This is a genomic window from Fructilactobacillus sp. X7R4C1 (assembly GCF_059901115.1).
In genome coordinates this window covers 56,407-81,175 of the sequence record NZ_JBWXVD010000002.1, presented here as the reverse complement: position 1 = coordinate 81,175, position 24,769 = coordinate 56,407, and the positions used below count along the sequence as shown (strand labels likewise).

The following is a 24,769-nucleotide window of genomic DNA, read 5'->3' as shown; positions in this document are numbered from 1 at the left end:
CTCGAATTCATCACTTATGGCGCTTTTCTTAATTTATATATGATACTCTATTTATTAGAAAAACGACAAACCTAATCTTATTATAATTCATTACTTTATAAATTAATGAGGTAATTAAATGCTTAACCAAAAAATAAAAAAGAGCCTATCTAAAAACTTCGCATTGATCCTAAGCTTTTTAATACCACTAGTTATTATGGCATTATACGCAGCATATCGCAATATGGCACCCTTCGGAAATAATACGATTCTAACGGTTGATTTAGGACAACAGTACATTGATTTTTTTGCATATTTTAGAAGAGCCATCTTGCACCATCCTTCATCAATTCTTTATTCGTTTTCTAACGGACTAGGGAATGAAATGATCGGGACTTGGGCTTACTATCTAATGAGTCCATTAAACCTTATCTTACTCTTTTTTAATAATGCATCCCTCCCATCAGGGATTCTCATCCTATTACTTTTAAAGATTGGCTTATCTGGTTTGACCTTTACCATTCTAGTTCGCAAACTTCATCTTACTAATTCTTCACTCATACTGTCATCATTTGCAACTGCATATGCATTAAATGGTTGGATGATTGCAAATAACCTAAATATCATTTGGCTCGATGCCATGATTTTACTTCCTTTAATTGTGCTTGGTTTAGTTAAACTCTTAAAAAACAACCAAAAACTACTTTTCATTACATCATATACCGCTATGTTGATCATTAACTATTATATGGCATACATGATTACGATTTTTATCGTAGCACTAACTATCTACTATTTAGCCGTCCATGTTTCAAATATCAAAGATATGTTTGTTGAATTTTTGCGACTAGTCGCAAATGGATTAATTTCGGTGGGATTAGCTGCTTTCATTCTTCTGCCAACCATTTATTCACTGATTAACTCCAAGGGCCAGGGATTTTCTGATAAATTGAACTTTAAATTTGAATATCCAATGCTTGACTTAGTAACTAAATTTGCTCCTGGTGCTTTTAATTTTGACCAAATGCCTAAGGGCTTACCAAACCTTTTTATTTCAGAAACGATTTTGGTACTATTTTTGTTCTTTTTTGTTAATAAAACCTTTTCCAAAAGAACTCGAGTTTTAACTTTGGTAATGACCATCTTTTTACTGTTTTCAACGTGTTTTCAGCCACTCGACTTATTTTGGCATGCATTTCAGTTTCCAATCTGGTACCCCTACCGTTTTTCGTTTGTAATATGTTTTTGGTTCATCATGGTCGCGCTAGTTAGCTTATCTCACATTCAGGCAATTAGTTTTAAGCAAATTGGAACGTGGCTCATAATTTTATTGCTTGCACTAATGGTCGCTTACACCACCATTAGAATGCCTCAATATAACTACCTCAAATGGTTCACAATTGTGATTGAGGGACTTATGATTTTAGCCGCCATCATCGTTTTATTAACCAACTTTAGAAAAGAGAAATGGTTTAATGCTGGTATTTTTTCACTAATTGTCTTTGGCATTACCATTAATCTTATTCTCTCTTTAAACAACATCTCATACTTAAGTAACTCAGAATACCGTGGTTACGTAAATAAATTAGATCATGTCACAACTTACCTGAAACGTCATTCCTTAGATGGCCCATATCGAATCAGCAAGGACTTTTCCCGAACTAAAAACGACCCCTTTAACTTTAATTTTTATGGTGCCTCCCTATTTTCATCCGTCATGAATCCTAAAATGTCTGATCTAATTGGAAAGATTGGCCAGCCAAATGGCGATGATGTAATTGAATATTCCAGTGGGACCATGGTTTCAGATGCAATGCTTTCAATGAAATACCATTTGGCTCGTTCCTACACAGCTTCAGTTGACGTTCCCGGTATTAGAGAGTTCCCAGAACGATATGACCAAAACTCATACAAAAACATGGGATCATCTGAGGGATTCTCAATATACGAAAACCAGTATGCGTTACCAATGATGTTTAGAGCCAGTAGCCAATCAATCCACAAAAATGCTGCTAGTCCAGATCCCATCCAATACCAAGCACAGTTATGGTCAAGTCTAACTGGGGACAACCATGTCCAAAGTCACCTCTTTTCGAGCAGTAACTTCGATCACGTTAAATACAATAACGTTACCAAACACAATCAACTTACTGGCACCATCTTCAACAAAGTCAACGTCTTACAGCCGGCCTCGCTTGATCTCACGTTTAAGCCCAAAACTAACGACTCTTATTATTTGACGATGGGAACAGCGTTAAATAACGGTAACTGTGATTTATCAGTTGATGGTAACCAACTGTCACTTAGTCCTGAATCTAATTCGATTAAGATCATTAACATTGCCAATAACGCAAAAAATAAAAAGATTAAAGTAAAAATCAGCTTGAAAAAGTCATCACTTTGGTTAGAAAACTTTACTTTATACCAGCTAAATAATTCTTTATTTAAGCAAACCGATCGAAAACTTCAATCGGGAACCAAAAAAATATCCAGCCCAAACGCACGAACGGTAAAGGCTGATATAAAGACAAACAGTTCTAATTCAGTAATTGCTTCAAGTATCCCGTACTCGAAAGGCTGGAGTGCCCAAATAAACGGAAAGAAACATTCAATCACGAAATGGGATCATTACTTCATTGCACTTAAAACTGGAAAAGGAATGAAGCACATTCAGCTTTCATATTGGCCACCATTCTTAAATATGGGAATAATCATTAGTGCTTTGACACTTCTCAACTTAATTTTAAGAAGTTGGTTTAAAAAAAGATATACTAAATAGGGCAATCGTCACTTGAGACGATTGCCCTATTTTAAATTAAAATTATTATTTAACTGATAATATCTTGACATGCATTACGCCAGCAGGAATATCAATATCAACGTTTTCCCCTACTTTATGGCCAAGCAAAGCCTGTGCAATTGGAGAATCATTCGAGATTTTTCCACTCATCGGGTCAGCTTCAGCAGCTCCGACAATTGTAAATGTCTCTGGCTCTTCATCAGGTAGTTCCTTAAACTGAATTTCTTTTCCAACGGTCACTTCGTCTTCGTCGGTCTCTTCTTTATCAACCACTTGAGCATATTGTAGCATGTGCTCTACCGTAGCAATTCTGCTCTCTAACATACTTTGTTCGTTTTTGGCAGATTCGTATTCAGAGTTTTCAGATAAATCGCCGTAACTTCTAGCGACTTTGATTCGATCAACAATCTTTGGTCTTTGATTGACCTTTAAATCTTTTAATTCAGTTTCGAGCTTTTCTTTCCCCTCTTCAGTCATCGGGTACATTTCATCTTCAGCCATTCTTACACCTCACTATTTTATTCAAAATTAAAATACCATTTAAATTAAAGTTTGGCAACTTAATTATATTGTCGTATCAATTGCATTACTAATCGGATCGTCACCAACGTCATTTAAAATTGACTGAATTTTAGTAACTAGTAAGTCAATTGCTACTTGATTTTTGCCACCTTCAGGAATAATTATATCAGCATATCGTTTCGTGGGTTCAACAAATTGGAGATGCATGGGGCGAACGGTTGCTAAATATTGTTGAATTACCGAATCAAGCGTTCGACCACGTTCTTTGGTATCCCGCTCAATCCGCCTAATGACGCGAATATCAGCATCAGTATCTACATAAACTTTAATATCCATTATGTCCCGGAGCCTTTTATCATCAAGGATTAGAATCCCTTCAACAATAATTACATCACGTGGTTCTTGAGTGACAGTTTCACCACTCCGGGTGAATTTGGAATAATCATAAACCGGTTTCTCAATTGATTCATAGTTTAACAGCTGCTTCAATTGCTTAACCATTAAATCAGTGTCAAAAGCAAGCGGATGATCGTAGTTAACCTGTCTTCTTTCGTCCATCGTCATATTGGATTGATCCTTATAGTAAGAATCTTGCTGCAAGATTGCAATTGAATGTCCCAGCAAACGATTCAAGATTGACCTACTTACCGTTGTTTTACCACTACTAGAGCCTCCGGTAACTCCAATAACTACGGGTCTTTTTTTGCTTTTCACTATTTTAATCCTCCACTATCGATCCATATGAGTTTTAATGTTATTTTGCTGTTCTTTTAAGGTTTTAGCGTAATAAATCTTTTTAGTTTTCGGATCGGCCAAGAAATATAAATATCCTTTAGACATATCAGTTGGATATAGCACAGCTTGGACTGAGCTTACCGAAGGGTTATCAAATGGTCCAGGACCAAACCCTTTATTAACATAAAGATTATATTTGGAATTAACCATTAAATCACGTTTTGAAAGTGTCTTTGAGTTTTTATGAAGTGCATACAAAACAGCCACATCCGATTGAAGTGGCATCTTTTTATCAATGCGATTTCTTAACACACCAGCCATCTTATTACGATCATTTTGACCTACACCTTCACGTTCAATCAAAGATGCTAACGTTAAAGTTTGCTGAACCGTCAGCTTTTGCTCTTTCATTCTTTGATAATATGGACCATACATTTGATTGCTTTTAGCGAGCATTAAACTGACCATCATCTTCAACGACGAATGTTTAGGGACGGGATATGTCGCTGGATAAAGGTATCCTTCAAAAAGATAGCGGGTCCCCTTGGCATCTTTAGCGGACCCCAGTAATTCTGGATAATCCTTGGTCATTTCATCAAAGAAATTACGATTCTTCATCAGGGAAATAAATTCTGCCCTAGAAAAATCGGTATTTTTAGCCACAATATCCGCAATTTGGTCGATGTTAGCTCCTTCTGGAACGGTAACTTTACTATCATTACTTTGAATGGGTTCAAAACTTCCCCCCTTTTGTAAACTCCTAGCAATTGTATCTAGGGACATCGACGGCCTTAATTGATAATATCCTGACTTAAAATTAGTAATGTTGTGTGATTTTACATAGTAATTAAATACCATCCCACTTTTAACTACCTCTGACTTCTGTAAGATTGCCCCAATTTTTTTGGTGGAAGCACCTCTTGGAATGTCAACTTGAGTCACTTCATTATCATGAGGATCCAATGGTTGAAGTGAAGTTTTAAAATAGTGATGTCCAAATAACGCAATTGCAATTACTAAAATTACAATAATTGCAATCACGGAATAAATAATTTTCTTCCCAAATGAACTAGTTTTAATTTTGGAAATAAAACCACCCAAATGACTTTTTCTCTCACTCATTATGAATCCACCCTTATCTAATCTCAGCGCTTAATTCAGTGGTCAAACGTTTTTGTATTTTATCGACCGCTTTATCAACAGTCTCGTCTTTCAAAGTGGCGTTAGAATCTTCAAAAATCAATGAATAGGCAATTGATTTTTTGCCTTCAGGCACATTTTGCCCCTGATATACGTCAAACACAGTAGCATTTTGTAAGTAGGCCCCACCTCTTCTAATAATTACATTATATATGTCCTCATTAGTAATGGTACGATCCACTAACATAGCAATATCACGATGAATAGCAGGGTACTGACCAACCTTTTGGTATTGTTGTCCAGACTTAGGAGCCGCATTTAAATAATCAAGGTCAAGTTCAAAAACATAGGTTTCTTTAATCTTAAATTGTTTAGCGACTTCTGGATGAACTTCTCCCAAAAAACCGATGATGTGATCATCTAGTTTAACAAGCGCTGTTCTACCTGGATGCATTTCGAGAATTTTATCAGTCGCAACATAAGTAACGTCACCCTTTAAGGAAAGACTTTCTAAGTATTTTTTAAGAATTCCCTTAATTTGATAAAAATCAACTGACTTAGCTTTCTGGTCCCAGCTTGGAGCAACTAACGATCCAGAAATGGCACCAGCAATATGTTCCACTTCGTCTGGTCTTATCTGATCAGGAGTTTGCTTATAAAAAACACGACCTTGCTCATAAAGTGGCACATTAAGCACGTTTCGAGCCTGGTTATATGCCACATCATCCAATAATCCTGAAATTAAATTCATACGTAAAACGGCATGATCCTCTGTCATTGGCCACTGCAAATTAGTTTCATGACTACCATTTATCATAAACATCTTTGCCTTGGCTTTTGTAGTTAACGAATATGACATAGCATGCGTTAATCCAAGTCCCTCAAGTGTTTCTCTAGATTTTCGAATCATTAATTGCTTTGGTGTTAGTCCACCTTCAGTCGTTTGAGTGATTGGTAATGTTGACGGAATATTGTCATATCCATAGATTCTGGCAACCTCTTCAATTAAGTCAGCATCAATTTGAATGTCCCAGCATCTAGTAGGAACCGTGACCGTCAGATCGTCTCCAGATGCCTCAACTGAGAAACCTAGACGTTTAAAGATTGAAATGATTTCCTCGTCACTAAGATTAGTCCCAAGAACGTGATTAATGTGAGAAGTTGAAATTGAAATCACTCGTGGCTTAACCTCAACATCACTCCCACTAACAACCCCTTGTTGAGATTGACCAAGAGCTAAATCTTGGGTCATTCCCGAAGCATACTCAAGTGCTTGTTCAACGTTTCCATGGTCAATTCCCCGTTCAAAGCGTTGTGAGGCATCCGTGTGTAAGAGCTGTTTTTGTGCCATCTTCCTGGTTTTAACTGGATCAAAAACTCCTGCCTCCAATAAAATATTTTTAGTGTCAGAAGTAACTTCCGAATTTTTTCCACCCATTAGTCCTGCTAAAGCAATTGGCTGGTCAGCCGCAACAACAACATCCGTGTCGGTTAATTTACGGTCATTGCCATCTAGAGTCGTAATTGACTCACCATCTTTAGCATTTCTAACCTCAACCTTATTAGTTTTTAATTTGTCAAGATCATAGGCATGCATTGGCTGTCCAACCTTAGTCATAACAAAATTAGTAATATCAACGACATTATTGATTGGTTTAATGCCCGAATTCCATAATTTAATTTGAAGCCAAAGTGGACTAGGCTTCACGTTTACGCCCTTAACAACTTTAAGCTTATAAATTGGCGCTAAATTAGTATCAGCCTTTGCTGAAACAAATTTCTCGCTATCGTGCGTTCCAGTTGGAGCACTAGCATGTTCGATGAAGTCAACCGACTCATTAAATACCGCCCCCAAATCATAAGCAGTTCCACGAACACTTAACATGTCTCCACGATTAGGAGTGACGTCCAAATCAATTAACGATTCATTCATTCCCAAATAGTTATAAACCTCGTCACCAATTCGGGCATTATCTGGTAAGAAATAGATTCCGTCTTTCCATTCATCAGGTACCAATGACTTATCAAACCCGATCTCATCTAAGGCACAGAGCATACCGTTTGATTCAACTCCACGCATCTTGGACTTCTTAATTTTAACGTTATTGGCAATTCGCGCTCCAGATAAAGCAACAATAACCTTTTTGCCTACCTGAACGTTTGGCGCACCACAAACAATCTGAATCGGTTCCTGTTCGCCGACATCGACCTGCGTAATGTGAAGGTGATCTGCATCGGGGTGATCCTTAATGGACAAGATTTTTCCAACCACGATTTTCTTTAGTCCATCACTCCGCTTAAAAACGGAGTCAACTTCAACTGACGTTTTTTCAATTTTGTTAGCTAGTTCTTTTGGAGAAAGCTTAATTTGAACGTAGTCTTTCAACCATTCATAAGATATCAGCAAATTTATTTCCTCCCTTAATCAAATTGTGACAAGAAACGTAGATCATTAAGATAAAAGTCTCGAATATCGTCTACTCCGTATTTCAGCATGGCAAATCGGTCGGGACCCACCCCAAAGGCAAATCCACCATATACACTACTGTCTACTCCAGCCATTTTTAAAACGTTAGGATGAACCATTCCTGCCCCAAGGACCTCAATCCAACCAGTATTTTTACATACATCGCAACCCTTTCCATTACAATTAAAACAGGTAATGTCTGCTTCAACTGATGGCTCGGTAAACGGAAAGTAACTTGGTCTGAGACGGACTTTAAATTTATCCCCAAACAATTTGTGTGTCATTACCTCAAGAGTTCCCTTTAAATCGGCCATCGTAATGTGCTTATCAATCACAATTCCCTCTACCTGATGAAATTGGTGAGAATGAGTTGGATCATCAGTATCACGTCTATAAACTACGCCCGGGGAAACCATCTTTAAGGGGCCTTTAGAAAAATCATGTTTTTGAAGTGCTCGTGCCTGCATCGGTGAGGTATGAGTTCTCATTAAAATATCCTTGGTAATATAAAAAGTATCCTGCATGTCTCTTGCGGGATGGTTCTTCGGCAGATTCATCATTTCAAAATTATAAACTTCCTCTTCTACTTCAGGACCCGAAAGAACCTGGTAGCCCATTCCAATAAAAATATCATCAATTTCATCAATAATTTGTTGGATAACATGAGGATGCCCCTTTGGAACCGCGTCACCTGGCAGGGTGACATCAATCTTTTCATCCTTTAACTTTTGGTTTAGAGCGGCTTGATCTAATTCCAATCTTTTGGAATCAATCTTTTTTGAAAGTTCGTCTCTAACTTTATTCGCCAAGCTACCAATCTTTGGTCTTTCTTCGACTGGAAGTGATGATATTCCATGAAGGGCTTTTGTAATTGAGCCCTTTTTTCCTAAAAGTTTCACCTTTAAATCATTTAAAGCTTTACTATCACTAGTAGCCTCAATATCCTGCAACCCACTGGATTTAATTTGTTCTAAATCTTCTTTTAAAGCCATACTAACCTCCAATTCCATAAAAAAAGCTCCATCCCAAAAAAGGGACGAAGCATCGCGTTACCACCCAAATTCACACCAAAGTGCGCACTTATAATGATGAATAACGACATCGACCGAACATTTTAATATTCAATGCTAACATCAAAAAGCGAATTCAACCGTAACGTCCAATTTCAGCTAACATGAACTCTCTGTGTTCGTCGGTCTACTACTTCTTTTATCATTGTATTTAAATAAATATTATAGCAATTTTTATCACTGGTCAAGCATGATCAGGATCACACCACTTGTCAGACCATCCATGAACCGCCTTCATAATCGGACGAAGCTCTTCACCCTTAGAAGTTAACTGATAATAAACCACTCCAGAGTTCTTATCAGCTTGTCTTTTTACGATTCCCACTTTAGCCAACTCTTTTAAGCGTTCGGTCAATACACGATCACTACATTCCTCAACTTTATTGGCTAATTCGCGAAATCGAAGTGGTCCGGCTAATAAAAATGATTCAATGATTAAACCGTTCCATTTTTTCCCTAGAATTTGAAACGCCACTTGAAATTTAGGACACAAATGAATGATTTCTTTATCAGTTAAATCCATTCTCATATCCTCCTAACTTATCTTTTTAATAATCCTTTAACTTTTTTCTTCATCGGTGAGAAAAATTCATCAACTGCCGAATAATCATCAACAAGTGAAACAATCACACTTTCCATGTACTTGGGTCTTGCAAGGGTTAACCCCCACATATGTTTTAGAATAATATCTTGTTCCTTCGGAGTGATATCAGTGATCTTTTTGGCGTTTCTTAGGGCAACACGTGGATGAATATATGCATGTGAACCTAAATCAAACTTAGTGGTTCGCCAATCATAATAGAATAGATCATGCAATAATCCGCCACGGGCAGCCGCTCGATAATCTAAATTCATCTTTTTAGCAATTTTATAACTCTCATAAGACACTGCAATTGAATGCTTCAATCTAGTCGAATGGTGATGTTGGGTGTAATCACCTAATTTTTGAATTTGCGGACTTTCTAACAAATCAGAAATGATTGAAACATATTCAGGGTCATCTTTCCACGATTCTGTTTCCATACTACATTACTCCAATCCGTCTCTGGGTTAATTCTACCCAATTAGATAAGTTCCATTCAATCATAAGGACTCACTTTAAGAAACAATTTAATTTTTGATTCGAAACATGATAACAGCAGCCGCAATTGCCACATTTAAAGATTCAGCCTTCCCCTCAATGGGAATATACAAATTATCATCAGTTAATTTTAGTAAGCCAGGGCTCATTCCATTCCCCTCATTACCCATAATTAAAGCGAAATCATTTTTAGAAGGGACATCTCGATAGTTAATGGCACTGGAATTAAGCTCTGTCCCATATACCTTAATTTTTAGCTTCTTAAACATCTCAACGGCATGTTCTAGATTCATTTTAATAATCGGAAGATGAAACTGGCTTCCCTGCATGGCACGTAAAACCTTCCCGTTATATTCACTAGAAGTTCCGTCACCAAAGATCACTCCAGAAAAACCTGCGGCATCCGCTGTCCTTACCATCGTTCCGATATTACCGGGATCTTGAACGTTATCAAGCAGAAGCCAAGCTCCGCTAACTTTAGCAACATCAATCTTTGGTTCTTCAATCTTACACACGGCAAAAATTCCTTGAGTTGTCGAAGTATCACTTAATTCAGTAGCAACTTCATCTGATATAACAATGATATTTTCACCAGAAAGGTCATCTCCATGAGCCAAATATTGATCTTCGGTTGCTAAGATGGTTACCAACTGATCTGCTTTAAGATAATTCCTTGCTTCGGATACCAGATGCCAACTTTCAATTAAATACTCCCCACTCTTTTTTCTTCCCTTACTGGTATGTAACTTTTTAATATCTTTAATGGTTTGGTTTTGTTTAGAATTAATTCTTTCCATTTATATTCCCCTTAAAATGAATTAGAATTGATATTGTTATTATTATAATATCACAGTTACGGTAAACGCTTTTAAGGAGAATCATTTTGTCAAACAATCAGTCAGTCAAAATAATCGTTTCAGGACTTGTCCAAGGCGTTGGATTTCGATATAGTACTAAAAAAATCGCAGATCAATATTCGATTACTGGAAGTGTCCAAAACATGCCCAACGGAACCGTTTTAATCATCGCAAATGGGACTAAATCGGAGTTAGACGATTTTATTCATTCAATTAAAACTGCACCTAATAGTTTTGCTAAGATCCAAAACATTAAAACACAGTCAATTAAACTTCCAAAAGTTCCAAATTCATTTTCAATTAAAATCTAACTTGAAATTGCTGAAATATTCTTATTAGGTTAGTATGTAACATGTTACTTAAAAGTTAGGAGTTAACTAAATGAAAAAAATTAAGAAACTAGGTTTATTCGGTTTTATTGCCATGGTTGGCATTTTTTTAACTGGATGTGTAAGAACCGATTCAAAGGGACGTCCCTTTGGATTCGTTTATCATTATTTAGCCGTTCCCGGGCAACACGTTATGGATTGGCTAGCACAATACGTTGGTGGCTATGGATGGGCTTTAATTGCAATTACCGTAATTGTTAGAACCTTGCTTTTACCAATGATGATTAGTCAGATGAAAAAATCTACTATTCAACAGGAAAAAATGAATTTGGTTAAACCACAAATGACCAAGATTCAACAACTCCTAAAAAAAGCAACGACCAAAGAACAGCAGGTTGCCTTAAATCAGCAGATGATGCAACTCTATAAAGACAACGGAATCAGTATGACAGGTGGGATTGGATGCTTGCCATTATTGATCCAGTTGCCAGTGTTTGCTGCTCTGTATGCAGCTATTCGTTACTCACCTGAAGTTTCTCATACCGTCTTTATGGGCATTAAACTAGGCCAATCCAGCATCTTATTAGCCGTCTTGTCGTTTCTGGCTTATGCACTTCAGGGATACCTTTCAACCGTTGGGATCCCTAAAGAACAGAAAAAGCAAATGGCGATTATGATGTTAATTAGTCCGATCATGATTCTATTTGTTACTCTTTCATCCCCAGCTGGATTAGGAATTTACTTCTTTATTGGCGGATTATTTGCCTGCGTTCAGACCTTTATCATCAATTTGTCCCGTCCACGAATTAGAAAACAAATTAATGAAAAAGCCCAAAAGAATCCTCCCAAAGTTGTCATTCCAAAGGAATTAGAAGAAGAGATTGAGACAGGGGCCGAACCAAGTTCAACAACCAGCTCCAAAAATACAGTTTCTAAATCTGGAGAATCCGAAACTGAGATTGAACACGAAAACAACCGAAAACGTAATGCGGGAAAACAACAGCATCATAATCATAACGAGTAAATAAAACCGACAATTAAATTGTCGGTTTTTTATTACAAAAAAAGAACTTCAAAAACCCATGGTGTTTTTGAAGTTCTTTATTTTAAATTAACCCTTTTTGGCAACTACTTCTTTACCGTCATAGTAACCACAGTTAGGACATACAAAATGTGACTTACGTAGTTCGCCACAGTTAGGACATGGGCTCATGCCAGGAACTGATAAACTGTCATGCGAACGACGCATGTTTCTTCTTGCTTTAGAAGTTTTTCTCTTTGGTACAGCCATTATTCACAACCTCCTCTTAATTTGATTTCCACTAGTGAATTTTTAAGTCTTGTCATCGTCTGAAGGTTTGAAATCCTTTAATTTTGCAAGACGTGGATCAACATTTTTATCTTCTTCCACCTGTCGATTAAAATCATCTTCAGAAATAACTTCCCAGTCATTTCCTTCAGGCATTGCTTTGCCTTTTTGCTCTTCTGGTGAAAGAACTTGCATCGGAATGTTGACAATTATGTTATCAGCAACTGCTTTATCAAAATCAATCATCAAGTCATCACCAACAACTAACACTACTTCTTCATTATCATATCGATTTAGCGCAGTTTCAGTTAACACATAAATCTCACTAATGTTAAAATCCATGGGTAACTTAACTGGGGTTAACGATCGTGAAGAAGGAACTGTTACACTACCCTTGACGTGAGCATCTATAATCACATCTCCCTTGTCAGGAGTAGCAGATACATCAACATCAAAGGAAGTGGCATCAAGAATACTTTTCGGATATCGATTCATTAAATCGTCTTTTAAATCCACTGTCTCATGGGTTGTAAACGGCTCTTTCTTATATCCTAGTAGTTTTTCAAATGACCACTTCATAATTTAACCTCCAATGCAACACGACTAATTATACATACCATAAAATTCATTGTCAAGGTCCTATCCTTGATAGCACGGTCTTCTATATAACAATGGGATAAGTAAATTTATCTTGCATTCGACCATTGATCATTCCATAAAGAATTCCAGAACGGCATTCTAGTTCCAACGTATTATTAAATTCTTCTTTTCCAATTCGATCAACGATCGGATATGGGATTGCTTTTTTAACTTGATTCAGATAACTTTTCCCGGTATCGTTCATTCCCAAAACTCGGACAACTGGATTATAACTAATCATTTGTGTTTTCTTTATTTTAAATAACGTATAGACCAGCAGTCTTTGAATCCTAGTGTAGGTATACCGTTTTGTCTTAACATCTTTAATAAACGCCTGATAGGTTGTGTCTTTGACCGCCATTTGCTTTAGACGATTCTCTAATCCCTCAGTCATCTGATAAATTTGATTTAAATCAGCTATCGAACTCTGAGTCAATTCATAACGTAAAAAGGGCCAAAAATCTGACCAGAAAACTGGTTTTTCGTTGTCTAAGACGACAGAAGAATTGGGAATAAACTTTTGGTAACGACGATCATGTGATTTAATTGAAGCGCGAATAGCTTTGCCACTCGCAATTTTTCCCCTCAACTCTCCACTATTATGCTCACTACTGTACCGTTTAACCGGAACTAGTTTTAAAGAGGAACCCAACTTCTGATTGGCCTTTGCATACCAATACGCAAGTGTATCATTTGGCTTAATTAAATCAATTCCACTCTGTTCTTTAATTGTTCGTTGAAATAATTTTGGATAGGAAAAATTATAATTATGAAAATTATCAGACGGATGAACGTCAATAGATGCCAACTTCGTAAAATTCCAGTCACTGTGCTCACTACCAAACGATAAGTATGAACAGCCCAAAGCTTCTACAAGTTTCATCGACCGCTCTGCAAAAATACTGGCAGGTTGAACCGCATTCGATATTGGAAGTTCAATTACTAAATCAACCCCGTTATCTAAAGCCATCTGCGTTCGGATCCATTTATCATAGATAGCTGGCTCACCTCTCTGAGTCCAATTACCACTCATAAATATTACCGTTACATCCGCTTCAGTTCGTCTTTTAGCTTCCTGTAATTGATAAAGATGACCATTATGGAAAGGATCATATTCGGTTATTATTCCAACAGCTTTCATTTGGATTATTCCTCACTACATACAAAGAACCAACGGGTAGTATCATCTTTAACCTTATCTTTTCCAAAGTTACTCGTCACCTTAACGTTATTAAATCCGACTTCATTCAGTGCCTGAGTGTATTCTACCAAGGGGTAGGTTCGTTCTTTATGGGTTTCATTATACTCATCAAAACCGTTAATATTCCGATTGTAATCAAAAAAAGATAGATCATGTTCCACTGAATGAGGAAAATCACCAACAAAGGTATTCCACATAAAAGCATGGTCACCATCGTTGGTGTTAAACATATAGCCTGGATAAACAACATCGGTCTGATAAGGGGTGATCACATCAAATAAGAATTTGCCATTCTTAACAAGATGTCCTTTAACCTGAGCAAACATTGTTTTAACTTGCTCAATATTTTCTAAATAACAAATCGAATCGTCAAAACACGTAATGACACCATAATTGGGTACACCATCCAAATCTAACATATTGGCATTAATTAACGCCACGTCAAACACATGGCTTTCATTTAAATGATCATTCGCGATGGCCAGCATATCATCCGATAAATCAGCTCCAGATACGACATAACCTGCTTTTTTTAAAGTAACCAAAAGGCGACCAGTCCCGCAGGCTAAATCTAAAATATGCTTTTCTTTAGGGACATTATCAGCTACAAACTCATACCACTTTTGATATAGATGATTGTCAAATAATTTATCATAAAATGACGCAAACTCAGAATAAATCATATCAGTCTTCACTGACCCAATCAGTTATATCAAGATCAGGAGCGTCAGACCAAAGCTTCTCTAAGTTGTAAAAGGACCGTTGTTCACTCTTAAAGACGTGAATAATAATATCACCGAGGTCAATTAATACCCAAGATCCTGTATTTAGCCCTTCGACCCGTAAAACTTCAACGTGCTCCTCACTCAATCGATCAATAATATCATTTGCGATTGCCTTCACCTGACGAACACTAGGAGCATCCATAATGACAAAATAACGACCGACCAACGACAATTCTTCAATGTCTAAAACCACAATATCGTGGGCGCGTTTACTATCAGCAGTTTCAACAATATTTTGTAAAATCTTATTATTATCCATATAATCCCCTACTTTTTACCAGCAACAATTACATTAAAAGCTGTAATCGCACCGGGATAAATTGCTTTTCCACTATTCGCCAAATATGAAATGGTACTTTTAGTTTGATATTTAACACCATCCCATAAATTTTGATTGGTAATCTTACGAGCTTTTTCAACCCCATCAAAATCACGGGCCGGCTCAATGTAGTCAGCCATATAAGTAATCTGTGCAACTTTGTCCATGTCAGGCGATGCGATCGTATGATATTTAATCGCGTTTAGAATTCGACTATCATGAATCCCAAGTTCTGATTCCACAATCAGATAACCCACGTAGCCATGCCAAATAGCATTTCCATAATTAAGTAGTTCTGGATTCAAATGATGGGACTTAATAATGTCAATAAATTCCGAATCCGGCCGTTGTTTGGCATAATCATGAACCAGACCACTAAGTCCAGCTAAAGTTTCGTCCACATTAAACTCTCGTGCTAAGGTAATGGCGGTCTCTTCAACTCGCAAGCAATGTTGAAACCTTTTCTCTTTTAACGTCGCTTTTAGTTTGGCAACAATTTGATCACGATCATACTTAGAATATTTTTGATAATTAATTTTCTCTTTATCCATATAAATCATGCTCCTTAATGTACCGTAACACCGCATCTGGCAACAAATATCTGACACTTTCACCCTTTTCAAGATGTGATCTAATTAAAGACGATGAAATAGCTATCTCAGGTGAGTCAACAAAACTTACTGGGTACTTAGAAGACTCAGAATTACCCGGACGATTAACGCCAACAAATTTAACCATTTTAATAAGATCATCAATTCGATACCATTTTGGCAGATATTCGACCATATCGCCACCAATGATAAAGTAATAATCAACATCGGGATGAATTTTAGTTAATTCCTTAATCGTATCATAGCTATAACTTTTCCCCTTGCGATTTACTTCAATCATTTCAATTTTAAAATTAGCGTTATCCCTAATGGCTAAATTAATCATGTTAACCCGATCAGAAGCATCAATTGCGGACTTATGATCAACATGTGGTGGCAAATAATCGGGCATAAATAGAACTAAATCGAGGTTTAATTGGGTTAAAGCTTGTTCAGCCATAATTAAATGACCATAGTGAATGGGGTTAAAAGTTCCACCTAAAATTCCAACCTTTTTGCGCATCAATCAATCTCCTACAAATTTGCCACTTCAATCGATAATTTACGATAATTGTCCTTACTCGATTCCTTAAACAATAAAAGTGTCTTACCAATCGTTTGGACAACTTGGATGTCCGAGTTATTCTCAATAAATTGTTTAACGTCACTCACATCCACATCGGCAGACTGTTGAAGATTAATTTTAATTAATTCACGGTGATCAACAGCATTTTTAACTTCATTCATCCAAGTCTCATCTAACCCATTCTTTCCAACTGAGAAAATGGGCCGCATATGATTCGCTTTTGCTCTTAAAAATCGTTTTTGTTTTCCCTTTAAATTCATTATTAAATACTCCTAAAACATTGCTTTTCTAACTAACACTGACACACCCTTAGGAGCATATCCAGCAACCGTGGAACCTTTCGGAACGGTAATCCATCCCAGTCCTTCAATCACTAAATCACTTCTGTCAGTAATTTTAAATTCATGTCGTTTTAACTCAACGACGTTGTCCTTACCAGTTGGTGGGGTCAATAATTCACCGGCATGTTTCTCAAAAAATTCATCAGCATTTGTTAATTTGGTTCGATGAATCATCAGATTATTGTCAGCATAAACGGTAAAGCCATGACGTTCCCCTGAGATAAAATCAAACCGGCCAATTGCACCTAAGAATAACGTCTGCCCTGGATCCAACTGATAAGTCCTGGGTTTAATCCGCTTTTGCGGAGAAACATACTTCAAGTCTTTAGAACTTAAATAGTGAGCCATCTGATCTTCATGAACGACACCAGGTGTATCGATCAACTCTTTTCCATCTTCCAACGGTATTTTGATCAAATCGAGGGTAGTACCAGGAAACTTAGAGGTAGTAATAACCTGCTTCTCACCAGTGCTTTGTTGGATAATTTGATTAATTAAGGTAGATTTGCCAACGTTAGTTACTCCAACCACATAGACATCTCGGCCCTTCTGATTTTTTGAAATGGCTTTTAACAGATCGTCGACTGATTGATTCGTCTTGGCAGATACTAATTCAATATCAATGGGTCTAATTCCATTCTTATTTGCCATTTGACGTAACCAATCTTTAACTTTGTTCTGGTTGAACGACGATGGCAACAAGTCTGATTTGTTACCAACTAAAATAATCGGATTGTTACCAACAAAGCGCTGAATCCCAGGAATCATACTTCCATCTACATCAAATACATCCACGACGTATACTACTAACGAATCAGTGTCGCTAATTTCACTCAATAACTTTACAAACTCATCATTTGAGATGCTAATTGGTTCAATTTGATTATAATGACGAAGCTTAAAACAACGCTGACAGTATAATTTTCCAGAATCAATTCCCTTCTTGATTGCTGATTTAGGCGTGTAACCAGCCTGTTTCGGATCGGTATCTTGAATTTGTGCCCCACACCCAATGCAATATAAGGGCTCATTATTTTCATCATTATCCATTAATCAATATCATCCTTCCACTTTAAATCACTGTACTTTCGCATCAATTGTGCATATACAAACGTTTCAAAGAAACGATTAATCCGTGTGTTCCACGCATCTGAAGTAACCAATGGCTTTACCAAAATACTTCTAATTCGAGTATTATTAGCGGCCCATATATCCGTTAAAATTTGATCTCCCACCATTACCACTTGGCTTCGTTTTAAACGATACGTTTTAAGAGCCCTTAAAATCCCAAAAGTAAGTGGTTTTAAAGCCCGGGCAATAAATGGTAACTCAAGACTAGTAAGAGCTTTCTCTAGTCTTTCCCGATTATTATTTGAAACCACAATCACCCTGATTCCATGATCTCGAACTCTTTTGAGCCAATCGTGCAGTTCTACGGTTCCCTCAGGATTATTCCACGGAATTAGGGTATTATCTAAATCGGTCAGAATTACATTAATCCCGTAACTTTCAAGTTTTTCTGGGGAAATTTGATAAATATTGTTAACCATCCAAGTCGGTTTGAATAATGATAGCATATAGACCTCTCTGTAAATAAGAATTGATGTTTCTATTTTAAATCATTTATGTATAGATTGGGAGCATCCCAATCCGATAAAAAAACTTCCACCAAACAAGAGCGGTGAAAGTTTTTTAGGCTTATTTTAATGCTGCTTTGGCTTTTTCCGCTAATGCAGAAAAGGCATCAGCATCGTTAACTGCTAAGTCAGCTAACATTTTTCTGTTCATATCGATGTTAGCAAGTTTCAAACCATGCATGAATTTACTGTAACTCAATCCATTATTTCTAGTGGCTGCGTTAATTCTTGCAATCCAAATCTTTCTGAAATTACCTTTATTGGCACGACGGTCACGAAAGGCATATTCCTGTGACTTCATTACTTGATCTTTAGCAGTTTTGAATAAACGATGCTTAGCACCGCGGTATCCCTTAGCTAATTTAAGAACACGCTTACGACGATTACGTGTGGTAGTTCCACCTTTTACTCGTGGCATATTAAAATCCCCCTATACAAACTATATTATTCGCTTATTTTTGTAGTAATTCTTTGTAAGTCTTCAAGTTTGACTTAGCCATCATACGTGTTCCACGTAAATGTCTACGTTGTTTCTTAGTTTTACCGTGAAAACGGTGACTAGTGTAGGCATGACCACTCTTTAAACCACCATTAGCAGTTTTTCTAAAACGCTTTGCGGCAGCACGATTTGATTTCAATTTTGGCATATTATATTCCTCCTCATCGATTCATAACCCAATTAAATGAGTTATTTCTTTTCATTCTTACTTGGTGCAAGCATTAAGAACATACTTCGGCCATCCATCTTTGCTCGTTGAGTTACATCGGCAACGTCAGAAGTAGCTTCCGCCATTTTATTTAAGACATCTCTTCCAATACTTTTATGGGTAATGGCACGTCCCTTAAATCTAATAGAAACTCGAACACGTTCACCCTTTGTCAAAAACTTTTTGGCATTTTTAAGTTTGGTGTTGAAGTCATTACTATCAATCGTAGGACTTAACCTAATTTCTTTAACACTAACAGTTTTTTGACGCTTTCGAGCTTCACGCTCTTTCTTTTGGCGATCAAACCGATATTTCCCGTAATCAATAATCTTGGCTACAGGTGGTTTTGCTTTGGGAGCAACAACAACTAAATCCAAATTAGCTTCTTCAGCAATTGACAAAGCTTCTTTAGTAGATTTGATTCCTAATTGATCTCCATTAGCACCGATTAATCTCAACTCACGAGCATGGATACCCTCGTTAACCATCTTATCTCTTGCTATGGTAATTCACCTCCAGGTAATTTTAAGCAGAAAAATAGCGGATGCTACAGAGCACCCGCTACACCTAAAAACATTAGGACTTTCATTCGTAGATTGCCCAGCGATCAAAATCACTCAGGCGAGAAGCGGGAAGCTTCTGCTTTTGACTACATAATAGTACCAATTTTATTTAATTTTGTCAACTGACTTAGACTCTTCATCATCATTACGTGAGTAAGTAGCAATATCATGAAGAACTTCTGAAATAAAGTCATCAATTGACATATCTTTACTATCGTCTTCACCATACTTACGAACAGAAACCGTATTATTCTTAATCTCATCATCACCAACAACTAGTGTATATGGAATCTTCTTGGTTTGTGCATCACGAATCAAGTATCCCATCTTTTCACCACGTTCGTCGACATTGGAACGTAAGTTTAATGCACGAAACTTTTCGTTTAATTTACGAGCATAGTCACCGTGTTTTTCATCACTAACCGGGATGATTTGAATTTGATCGGGTGCAAGCCATGTCGGAAAAGCACCTTTATACATTTCAATTAAGTAAGCGGTAAATCGTTCCATGGTAGAAACAATTCCTCTATGAATCATAACCGGACGGTGTTCCTTACCATCTTCACCAACATAATGAAGATCAAATCGTTCCGGTAACATAAAGTCAAGTTGAATGGTAGATAACGTCTCTTCATTTCCTAGAGCCGTCTTAGTTTGAACATCAAGCTTAGGACCGTAAAATGCAGCTTCACCCTCGGCTTCAACGTAATCAAGGCCCAAGTCATCCATAGCGCCCTTTAACATCGTTTGCGCTTTGTTCCACATTTCATCATCGTCAAAGTACTTTTCGGTATTCTTGGGATCACGATAACTTAATCTGAACGTATAGTTATTAATGTCAAAATCATGATAAACTTCCATCATCAAATTCAAGATTTTTTTGAATTCTTCTTGAATTTGATCGGGTGCAACAAACGTATGACCATCATTTAAAGTCATTTCACGAACTCGTTGAAGACCACTAAGTGCACCAGACTTTTCGTATCGATGCATCATTCCTAGTTCAGCAATTCGTAGAGGAAGCTCTTTGTAAGAACGAATATGGTGATTGTAGATCTGAATATGAGATGGACAGTTCATTGGACGTAATTCCAACATTTCGTCATCATCCATCTTCATTGGTGGAAACATGTCGTTTCGATAGTGATCCCAGTGACCAGATTGCTTATACAAATCCAAATTAGCTAATACTGGGGTATAAACATGTTGGTAACCATGAGCAATCTCTTTATCAGTGATATAACGCTCAATTGTACGACGAATCGTTGCACCTTTTGGCATCCAGTAAGGAAGACCAGCCCCAACCTTTGGATCGACAAAGAATAAGTCGAGGTTATTCCCAATAACACGATGGTCACGCTCTTTAGCCTCTTTACGCTTCTTCAAATCTTCATCTAGGTCATCTGCTTTAAAGAAGGCCGTGCCATAAATTCTTTGAAGCATTGGATTGGATGACTTACCTTCCCAATAAGCACCAGCAACAGACAGGAGCTTAAAGTGTTTTAGATCTTTCAAACTTGGAGCTACTACCCCTTGAGCTAGCGTTTTAACACCATCGATACTGTAAAAAAGAATATTATCAGAATCAATGTTGGCAATTAGTTGTGCTTGATAAGGATCACCATCAACTTCTTTTAAAGCGTCATCTTTACTTAGATAAACCCTTTCGACCGTAGCATTATTTTTAATGATCTTTTTCATTTTATCAGCTAATTCATCAAGTTCATCTGAACTAACTTGACGATCTTCTTTGTCAGTATCAACAAAAAAACCATCTTCATCCGCGGCAATTTCACCAATGCGAATATCATGATACTTTTCTTTGACCGCCGTTTCCAGTAACTGAGCAGCACCCTGTCGTAGGATTTTAAGACTCTCATCAGAACCGGAAGTAATGATGTCAATCTTGCCACCATCTTTTAGTGGTTGCATCAAATCAACAACTTTTCCATCAATCTTAGCCGCAACTGCCTTTTTGGCTAGACTAACTGAAATTGACTTGGCAATATCTGCCGCAGTAACCCCCGAATCAAATTCTTTCTTGTTACCATCTGGAAACTCAAATGATAATTTAGCCATTTTACTCATTCCTTTCATAAAAAAAGTCCCTAGTAAATCAATACTAGGGACGCCATTAGCGCGGTTCCACCCAAATTCGTCCATTTATCTGGACATCTCGTTTAAAACCTATTTATTAATGTCATTTAATAAAGGTGGTAAGTAAGTTACTCCAAACAGATAGTTTCCAGAAAACCTATCCTCTCTGTGAAATTCGTAATCACTCATGTCCTTAACAACTAACAGTCTAAACAACGACCTGTCACATGTCAAGAATAATCATTATTTATTCCTGCGATTCGTACCATCAAGTTCAATGGGCTTTGCTAAAAATTTAATTCGTTCCATCAATCGCTTAGCTTTAAGTGGTTCCACATCTCCCTGAGCATTAACCTTTAAATGCTCTTGTTCCAATTGATCCATGGAAAAGTTAGAACTAAAAAAGGTGGGAAGCTCATTTTGCATTCGATACTCTAAAATAACCCCAAGAATGTCGTCTCTGATCCAAGATGACATTGAGTCTGCTCCAATATCGTCAATCATCAAAATTGGAGCAGTTTTAATTTCATCCAGCTTACCGCCAACTTGATTGTTTCCAATTGCATTTTTAATTTCAACGGCAAAACTTGGAAAATGAATCAAAACCGAACTATAACCGTCAGAGGCCAAACGATTGGCAATTGCTCCAAGTAAATAAGTTTTACCTACGCCAAAGGGACCGTATAGGTACAACCCCTTCTGAAAATGCTGAGGATTATTTTCATATGAACCAATAAAATCAAGTGCTCCTTCCAAAGCTTGAGCTCGTTCAGCTGTCTGTTCATAGTCACTTAAATTTGCCGATTTAATTTCTTTGGGCATTGAAATGGACTTAATGCGTAACGCAAATTGTTCTCGCTTCTGCTTGTTTAACAACGCTTGCGTAGGTTCGTACGAAACGTCAATCAAATGGTCACTTAAAACCAAGGTTGGTTGGTATCCCTTAGCAAAGTTAGCGTTTCCCTCTTCCAACTTTTTCTTTTCATTGACAAACTCATACAGTTTTGATGCTGACCGTTTCACAACATCATCACTTAACTCACTCTCATTGTCACTTAAAAATTGTTTAACGTCTGGATCAGAATAAACCGAATTCATTAACTGTTGGTAATTATGATTCAAATTTTTCTTTTTCATCAATTGGCTCATCTCATCACTAACATTCTTCATGATTACTCATCCCCAGACTTTTTATTTAATGAATTTAATTTCTCAGCAATTCGTTTTCGCTGAGTAGTCGAAATTTTTTCATTACCCCGACTTTTATTTTCCTTAGCCCAGTCAGGCAATGTTTCTTTGACATTTGTACGCCTTCGGTATCTTCTTTGTCGATTGTTTTTACTTTCAGTAACCTGTTCCTGACGGTGCTTAATATCGTCAATCGCTTTCGATGCACTATTAATTTTTCTTTGCGCCCAATCATTTGCAATGGTGTCAATTAAATTTTTATTAATGGTAGGTTTCCACTCGTCAATCAAGATGTGATAAACAAGGATATTGATCACTCCATTACTCAAAGTGTTGCGATTAATAAGTTCAGATAGAATCCTTTCTTCAGCGGAAGTAGTAAAACCACCTTTTTCACTCTTTAAAGAATCAAGAAATTCTACTGGAGCGGAAGAATCAGCAATTTGGGCCAATTGCTGTTCCTTGGCCGTTAGCTTACTTTGTAACTTGTCTGCCTCATGGACATGGTTTTGATTGGATTGATTTTCTGCTGGAGCCTTTATTTGATTTCGTCTAGAAATTAATATCTTAAACTTTTTAGGGTCAAAACGATTGTTAACCAAGTTACTGGCCTTCTCAATGTATTGTGCCATCTCAAGTTCACCAATTCCATATAATCGGTTGGTGTTACTAAAGAGTGTCTCATACTTTTTAACACTTTCATTTTCAACAAAGGACTTATCCAAAATATTCATCAATAGCTTAAAGTCAAACTGATCGTTTGAAAGCTTATCATCAAAGGAATCTTTTTTTACATTAGTCTTGTCTCGAACTGCCTTGATTACACTTGGTTGGTCATTTACTTTCTCATTATTAACTGAAAATACTTGCAGGAAATTACGAGTTTGATCATCTAACCCACTAAAATCAAAATGTTCTGGTAAGAGTTCATCTGAAAGTTGTAAATAGCGATCTTCACCAACCATTTCAAGTAATAACAGACTCAAAAGACTATCACTAAAGAATTGGTCAGGATTAAGTGGCAGTAAAAGTTGATACTCATACAAGTCGATTTCAAAAGAATGATCAACATACGTCTTAAGCAAACCGGATCCTTCAAGTTTCATAAGTGAATCATCTAGTTCTTTGGCATCAATGCTAAGATCAGACATTAATTCAAAATTAACGTGTTTCTCATCATCAATTAACCATAAACAATTGTATAAGGCATATGCATTTTTACCAATGACGGGCATGTACAACAAATCGACATAATGACGTTCAACATCACTAATGGGCTGTGATCGATAAACTTTAAAATCAGTTTTAGGATTAATTCCGTTGATCATTCTTTATTCTTATCCTCATTATTTTCGTCTTCATCATCCATTAATTCTTTGAGTTTATTATAAAAGACTGACATATCCTTAAATTGGCGGTAAACACTTGCAAACCGAATGTAAGCAATTTCGTCAACTTCTTTTAGTCCCTTCATAACACCCTCACCAATAGTTTGGCTAGCCACTTCATGGCTGCCATCATCAGCGTCATAAGCTATTTTTTCAACCTTATCAACAATATGGTTCATCTGTTCCATCGAAACTGGACGCTTTTCAGATGATCTGACAATTCCACGCAAAATCTTAGAACGATTAAATTCTTCTCGATCACCGTTCTTTTTTACAACTAACAAGGGGCTTGATTCAATCACTTCAAACGTCGTAAACCGAAATCCACACTCTTCACATTCCCGTCTTCGACGAATACTTTCACCATCTTTGACCCGACGACTTTCTAAAACCTTTGAACCGATATGATGACACCGTGGACATTGCATTTTTTCACCTT

General features: G+C 36.9%; 28 protein-coding genes and 1 other annotated feature. Of the genes, 3 read left to right on the top strand and 25 right to left on the bottom strand.

From position 1 onward, the window contains the following. Positions 1-118: 118 nt before the first annotated feature. A complete protein-coding gene (locus tag AC6UC9_RS02430) occupies positions 119-2,758 on the top strand; it encodes a YfhO family protein (protein WP_500701038.1) in 2,640 nt (879 codons plus the stop codon). Between the two features lie 45 nt (positions 2,759-2,803). Here AC6UC9_RS02430 and greA read toward each other — a convergent pair whose 3' ends face one another. From greA to AC6UC9_RS02390, 8 genes are all read right to left on the bottom strand, one after another. Further along, positions 2,804-3,280, bottom strand: coding sequence for a transcription elongation factor GreA (greA, locus tag AC6UC9_RS02425; RefSeq protein ID WP_500693680.1), 477 nt, complete (start codon positions 3,278-3,280; stop codon positions 2,804-2,806). A gap of 63 nt (positions 3,281-3,343) precedes the next feature. Beyond that, positions 3,344-4,018: a uridine kinase gene (gene udk, locus AC6UC9_RS02420; protein ID WP_500701190.1), complete on the bottom strand. Its 675-nt coding sequence runs from the start codon at positions 4,016-4,018 to the stop codon at positions 3,344-3,346. A 12-nt stretch (positions 4,019-4,030) separates the two neighbouring features. Continuing rightward, positions 4,031-5,158 (bottom strand): endolytic transglycosylase MltG, encoded by a 1,128-nt coding sequence (gene mltG / locus AC6UC9_RS02415; RefSeq protein WP_500701037.1) that lies wholly within the window; start codon positions 5,156-5,158, stop codon positions 4,031-4,033. Between the two features lie 13 nt (positions 5,159-5,171). Next, positions 5,172-7,583, bottom strand: a complete 2,412-nt coding sequence (gene pheT, locus AC6UC9_RS02410; protein ID WP_500701036.1) for a phenylalanine--tRNA ligase subunit beta — start codon at positions 7,581-7,583, stop codon at positions 5,172-5,174. A gap of 14 nt (positions 7,584-7,597) precedes the next feature. After that, positions 7,598-8,635: a phenylalanine--tRNA ligase subunit alpha gene (gene pheS / locus AC6UC9_RS02405; RefSeq protein ID WP_500701035.1), complete on the bottom strand. Its 1,038-nt coding sequence runs from the start codon at positions 8,633-8,635 to the stop codon at positions 7,598-7,600. 262 nt (positions 8,636-8,897) lie between these two features. Further along, positions 8,898-9,236 carry a winged helix-turn-helix transcriptional regulator gene (locus tag AC6UC9_RS02400; protein ID WP_500693676.1) on the bottom strand — a complete coding sequence of 113 codons (339 nt, stop codon included), beginning with the start codon at positions 9,234-9,236 and terminating at the stop codon, positions 8,898-8,900. Between the two features lie 17 nt (positions 9,237-9,253). Beyond that, complete coding sequence (locus tag AC6UC9_RS02395) at positions 9,254-9,736, bottom strand: HDIG domain-containing metalloprotein (protein WP_500693675.1); 483 nt, start codon at positions 9,734-9,736, stop codon at positions 9,254-9,256. Between the two features lie 87 nt (positions 9,737-9,823). Then, a complete protein-coding gene (locus AC6UC9_RS02390) occupies positions 9,824-10,591 on the bottom strand; it encodes a TrmH family RNA methyltransferase (RefSeq protein ID WP_500701034.1) in 768 nt (255 codons plus the stop codon). 86 nt (positions 10,592-10,677) lie between these two features. Between AC6UC9_RS02390 and AC6UC9_RS02385 the strand changes: the two genes are divergently transcribed. Further along, positions 10,678-10,962, top strand: coding sequence for an acylphosphatase (locus AC6UC9_RS02385; protein WP_500693673.1), 285 nt, complete (start codon positions 10,678-10,680; stop codon positions 10,960-10,962). Positions 10,963-11,032: 70 nt separating this feature from the next. Beyond that, positions 11,033-12,004 (top strand): membrane protein insertase YidC, encoded by a 972-nt coding sequence (gene yidC / locus AC6UC9_RS02380; RefSeq protein ID WP_500695709.1) that lies wholly within the window; start codon positions 11,033-11,035, stop codon positions 12,002-12,004. A gap of 87 nt (positions 12,005-12,091) precedes the next feature. On the opposite strand, the gene rpmF is transcribed toward yidC, so the two are convergent. From rpmF to nrdR, 17 genes are all read right to left on the bottom strand, one after another. Next, positions 12,092-12,271 (bottom strand): 50S ribosomal protein L32, encoded by a 180-nt coding sequence (rpmF, locus tag AC6UC9_RS02375; RefSeq protein WP_010021570.1) that lies wholly within the window; start codon positions 12,269-12,271, stop codon positions 12,092-12,094. Positions 12,272-12,313: 42 nt separating this feature from the next. After that, the gene (locus AC6UC9_RS02370; protein ID WP_500696743.1) at positions 12,314-12,868 is read right to left on the bottom strand and encodes a YceD family protein; all 555 of its coding nucleotides are present in this window, start codon (positions 12,866-12,868) and stop codon (positions 12,314-12,316) included. 82 nt (positions 12,869-12,950) lie between these two features. Beyond that, positions 12,951-14,069 carry a nucleotidyltransferase gene (locus AC6UC9_RS02365; protein WP_500701033.1) on the bottom strand — a complete coding sequence of 373 codons (1,119 nt, stop codon included), beginning with the start codon at positions 14,067-14,069 and terminating at the stop codon, positions 12,951-12,953. A gap of 5 nt (positions 14,070-14,074) precedes the next feature. Then, a complete protein-coding gene (locus AC6UC9_RS02360) occupies positions 14,075-14,812 on the bottom strand; it encodes a class I SAM-dependent DNA methyltransferase (protein ID WP_500701189.1) in 738 nt (245 codons plus the stop codon). A gap of 1 nt (position 14,813) precedes the next feature. After that, the gene (rsfS, locus tag AC6UC9_RS02355) at positions 14,814-15,173 is read right to left on the bottom strand and encodes a ribosome silencing factor (protein ID WP_500693669.1); all 360 of its coding nucleotides are present in this window, start codon (positions 15,171-15,173) and stop codon (positions 14,814-14,816) included. Positions 15,174-15,181: 8 nt separating this feature from the next. Further along, a complete protein-coding gene (gene yqeK, locus AC6UC9_RS02350; protein WP_500701032.1) occupies positions 15,182-15,784 on the bottom strand; it encodes a bis(5'-nucleosyl)-tetraphosphatase (symmetrical) YqeK in 603 nt (200 codons plus the stop codon). After that, positions 15,777-16,346, bottom strand: a complete 570-nt coding sequence (locus AC6UC9_RS02345; protein WP_500695712.1) for a nicotinate-nucleotide adenylyltransferase — start codon at positions 16,344-16,346, stop codon at positions 15,777-15,779. The genes yqeK and AC6UC9_RS02345 overlap by 8 nt, the downstream gene beginning before the upstream one ends. A gap of 11 nt (positions 16,347-16,357) precedes the next feature. Beyond that, positions 16,358-16,669, bottom strand: coding sequence for a ribosome assembly RNA-binding protein YhbY (gene yhbY, locus AC6UC9_RS02340; protein ID WP_500695713.1), 312 nt, complete (start codon positions 16,667-16,669; stop codon positions 16,358-16,360). A gap of 12 nt (positions 16,670-16,681) precedes the next feature. Continuing rightward, positions 16,682-17,800: a ribosome biogenesis GTPase YqeH gene (gene yqeH / locus AC6UC9_RS02335; protein WP_500701031.1), complete on the bottom strand. Its 1,119-nt coding sequence runs from the start codon at positions 17,798-17,800 to the stop codon at positions 16,682-16,684. After that, complete coding sequence (locus tag AC6UC9_RS02330) at positions 17,800-18,345, bottom strand: YqeG family HAD IIIA-type phosphatase (RefSeq protein WP_500693958.1); 546 nt, start codon at positions 18,343-18,345, stop codon at positions 17,800-17,802. Before AC6UC9_RS02330 ends, yqeH begins: the two co-directional genes overlap by 1 nt. 103 nt (positions 18,346-18,448) lie before the next feature. Further along, positions 18,449-18,805 carry a 50S ribosomal protein L20 gene (gene rplT, locus AC6UC9_RS02325; RefSeq protein WP_010021582.1) on the bottom strand — a complete coding sequence of 119 codons (357 nt, stop codon included), beginning with the start codon at positions 18,803-18,805 and terminating at the stop codon, positions 18,449-18,451. A 34-nt stretch (positions 18,806-18,839) separates the two neighbouring features. Continuing rightward, positions 18,840-19,034 carry a 50S ribosomal protein L35 gene (gene rpmI, locus AC6UC9_RS02320; RefSeq protein ID WP_010021583.1) on the bottom strand — a complete coding sequence of 65 codons (195 nt, stop codon included), beginning with the start codon at positions 19,032-19,034 and terminating at the stop codon, positions 18,840-18,842. A gap of 41 nt (positions 19,035-19,075) precedes the next feature. Next, a complete protein-coding gene (gene infC, locus AC6UC9_RS02315; protein ID WP_500693664.1) occupies positions 19,076-19,582 on the bottom strand; it encodes a translation initiation factor IF-3 in 507 nt (168 codons plus the stop codon). Between the two features lie 38 nt (positions 19,583-19,620). Beyond that, positions 19,621-19,745, bottom strand: a sequence feature (ribosomal protein L20 leader region). 17 nt (positions 19,746-19,762) lie between these two features. Then, a complete protein-coding gene (gene thrS, locus AC6UC9_RS02310; protein WP_500701188.1) occupies positions 19,763-21,736 on the bottom strand; it encodes a threonine--tRNA ligase in 1,974 nt (657 codons plus the stop codon). Between the two features lie 261 nt (positions 21,737-21,997). After that, positions 21,998-22,924: a primosomal protein DnaI gene (dnaI, locus tag AC6UC9_RS02305; RefSeq protein ID WP_500701030.1), complete on the bottom strand. Its 927-nt coding sequence runs from the start codon at positions 22,922-22,924 to the stop codon at positions 21,998-22,000. Between the two features lie 2 nt (positions 22,925-22,926). After that, entirely contained in the window at positions 22,927-24,270 is a 1,344-nt protein-coding gene (locus AC6UC9_RS02300) for a DnaD domain protein (RefSeq protein ID WP_500701029.1), read from the bottom strand. Next, positions 24,267-24,758 (bottom strand): transcriptional regulator NrdR, encoded by a 492-nt coding sequence (gene nrdR, locus AC6UC9_RS02295; RefSeq protein ID WP_500693661.1) that lies wholly within the window; start codon positions 24,756-24,758, stop codon positions 24,267-24,269. The genes AC6UC9_RS02300 and nrdR overlap by 4 nt, the downstream gene beginning before the upstream one ends. Positions 24,759-24,769 lie beyond the last annotated feature (11 nt).

Bases quoted from the DNA above. Each gene is read 5' to 3' on its own strand.
- AC6UC9_RS02395 (WP_500693675.1), bottom strand. From the start codon at position 9,736: ATGGAAACAGAATCGTGGAAAGATGACCCTGAATATGTTTCAATCATT.
- rpmI (WP_010021583.1), bottom strand. From the start codon at position 19,034: ATGCCAAAATTGAAATCAAATCGTGCTGCCGCAAAGCGTTTTAGAAAA.
- greA (WP_500693680.1), bottom strand. From the start codon at position 3,280: ATGGCTGAAGATGAAATGTACCCGATGACTGAAGAGGGGAAAGAAAAG.
- yidC (WP_500695709.1), top strand. From the start codon at position 11,033: ATGAAAAAAATTAAGAAACTAGGTTTATTCGGTTTTATTGCCATGGTT.
- dnaI (WP_500701030.1), bottom strand. From the start codon at position 22,924: ATGAAGAATGTTAGTGATGAGATGAGCCAATTGATGAAAAAGAAAAAT.
- thrS (WP_500701188.1), bottom strand. From the start codon at position 21,736: ATGGCTAAATTATCATTTGAGTTTCCAGATGGTAACAAGAAAGAATTT.
- pheS (WP_500701035.1), bottom strand. From the start codon at position 8,635: ATGGCTTTAAAAGAAGATTTAGAACAAATTAAATCCAGTGGGTTGCAG.
- mltG (WP_500701037.1), bottom strand. From the start codon at position 5,158: ATGAGTGAGAGAAAAAGTCATTTGGGTGGTTTTATTTCCAAAATTAAA.
- AC6UC9_RS02400 (WP_500693676.1), bottom strand. From the start codon at position 9,236: ATGGATTTAACTGATAAAGAAATCATTCATTTGTGTCCTAAATTTCAA.
- rpmF (WP_010021570.1), bottom strand. From the start codon at position 12,271: ATGGCTGTACCAAAGAGAAAAACTTCTAAAGCAAGAAGAAACATGCGT.
- nrdR (WP_500693661.1), bottom strand. From the start codon at position 24,758: ATGCAATGTCCACGGTGTCATCATATCGGTTCAAAGGTTTTAGAAAGT.
- rsfS (WP_500693669.1), bottom strand. From the start codon at position 15,173: ATGGATAATAATAAGATTTTACAAAATATTGTTGAAACTGCTGATAGT.
- AC6UC9_RS02370 (WP_500696743.1), bottom strand. From the start codon at position 12,868: ATGAAGTGGTCATTTGAAAAACTACTAGGATATAAGAAAGAGCCGTTT.
- yqeH (WP_500701031.1), bottom strand. From the start codon at position 17,800: ATGGATAATGATGAAAATAATGAGCCCTTATATTGCATTGGGTGTGGG.
- infC (WP_500693664.1), bottom strand. From the start codon at position 19,582: ATGGTTAACGAGGGTATCCATGCTCGTGAGTTGAGATTAATCGGTGCT.
- AC6UC9_RS02360 (WP_500701189.1), bottom strand. From the start codon at position 14,812: ATGATTTATTCTGAGTTTGCGTCATTTTATGATAAATTATTTGACAAT.
- AC6UC9_RS02345 (WP_500695712.1), bottom strand. From the start codon at position 16,346: ATGCGCAAAAAGGTTGGAATTTTAGGTGGAACTTTTAACCCCATTCAC.
- AC6UC9_RS02390 (WP_500701034.1), bottom strand. From the start codon at position 10,591: ATGGAAAGAATTAATTCTAAACAAAACCAAACCATTAAAGATATTAAA.
- AC6UC9_RS02300 (WP_500701029.1), bottom strand. From the start codon at position 24,270: ATGATCAACGGAATTAATCCTAAAACTGATTTTAAAGTTTATCGATCA.
- rplT (WP_010021582.1), bottom strand. From the start codon at position 18,805: ATGCCACGAGTAAAAGGTGGAACTACCACACGTAATCGTCGTAAGCGT.
- AC6UC9_RS02430 (WP_500701038.1), top strand. From the start codon at position 119: ATGCTTAACCAAAAAATAAAAAAGAGCCTATCTAAAAACTTCGCATTG.
- yhbY (WP_500695713.1), bottom strand. From the start codon at position 16,669: ATGAATTTAAAGGGAAAACAAAAACGATTTTTAAGAGCAAAAGCGAAT.
- yqeK (WP_500701032.1), bottom strand. From the start codon at position 15,784: ATGGATAAAGAGAAAATTAATTATCAAAAATATTCTAAGTATGATCGT.
- AC6UC9_RS02365 (WP_500701033.1), bottom strand. From the start codon at position 14,069: ATGAAAGCTGTTGGAATAATAACCGAATATGATCCTTTCCATAATGGT.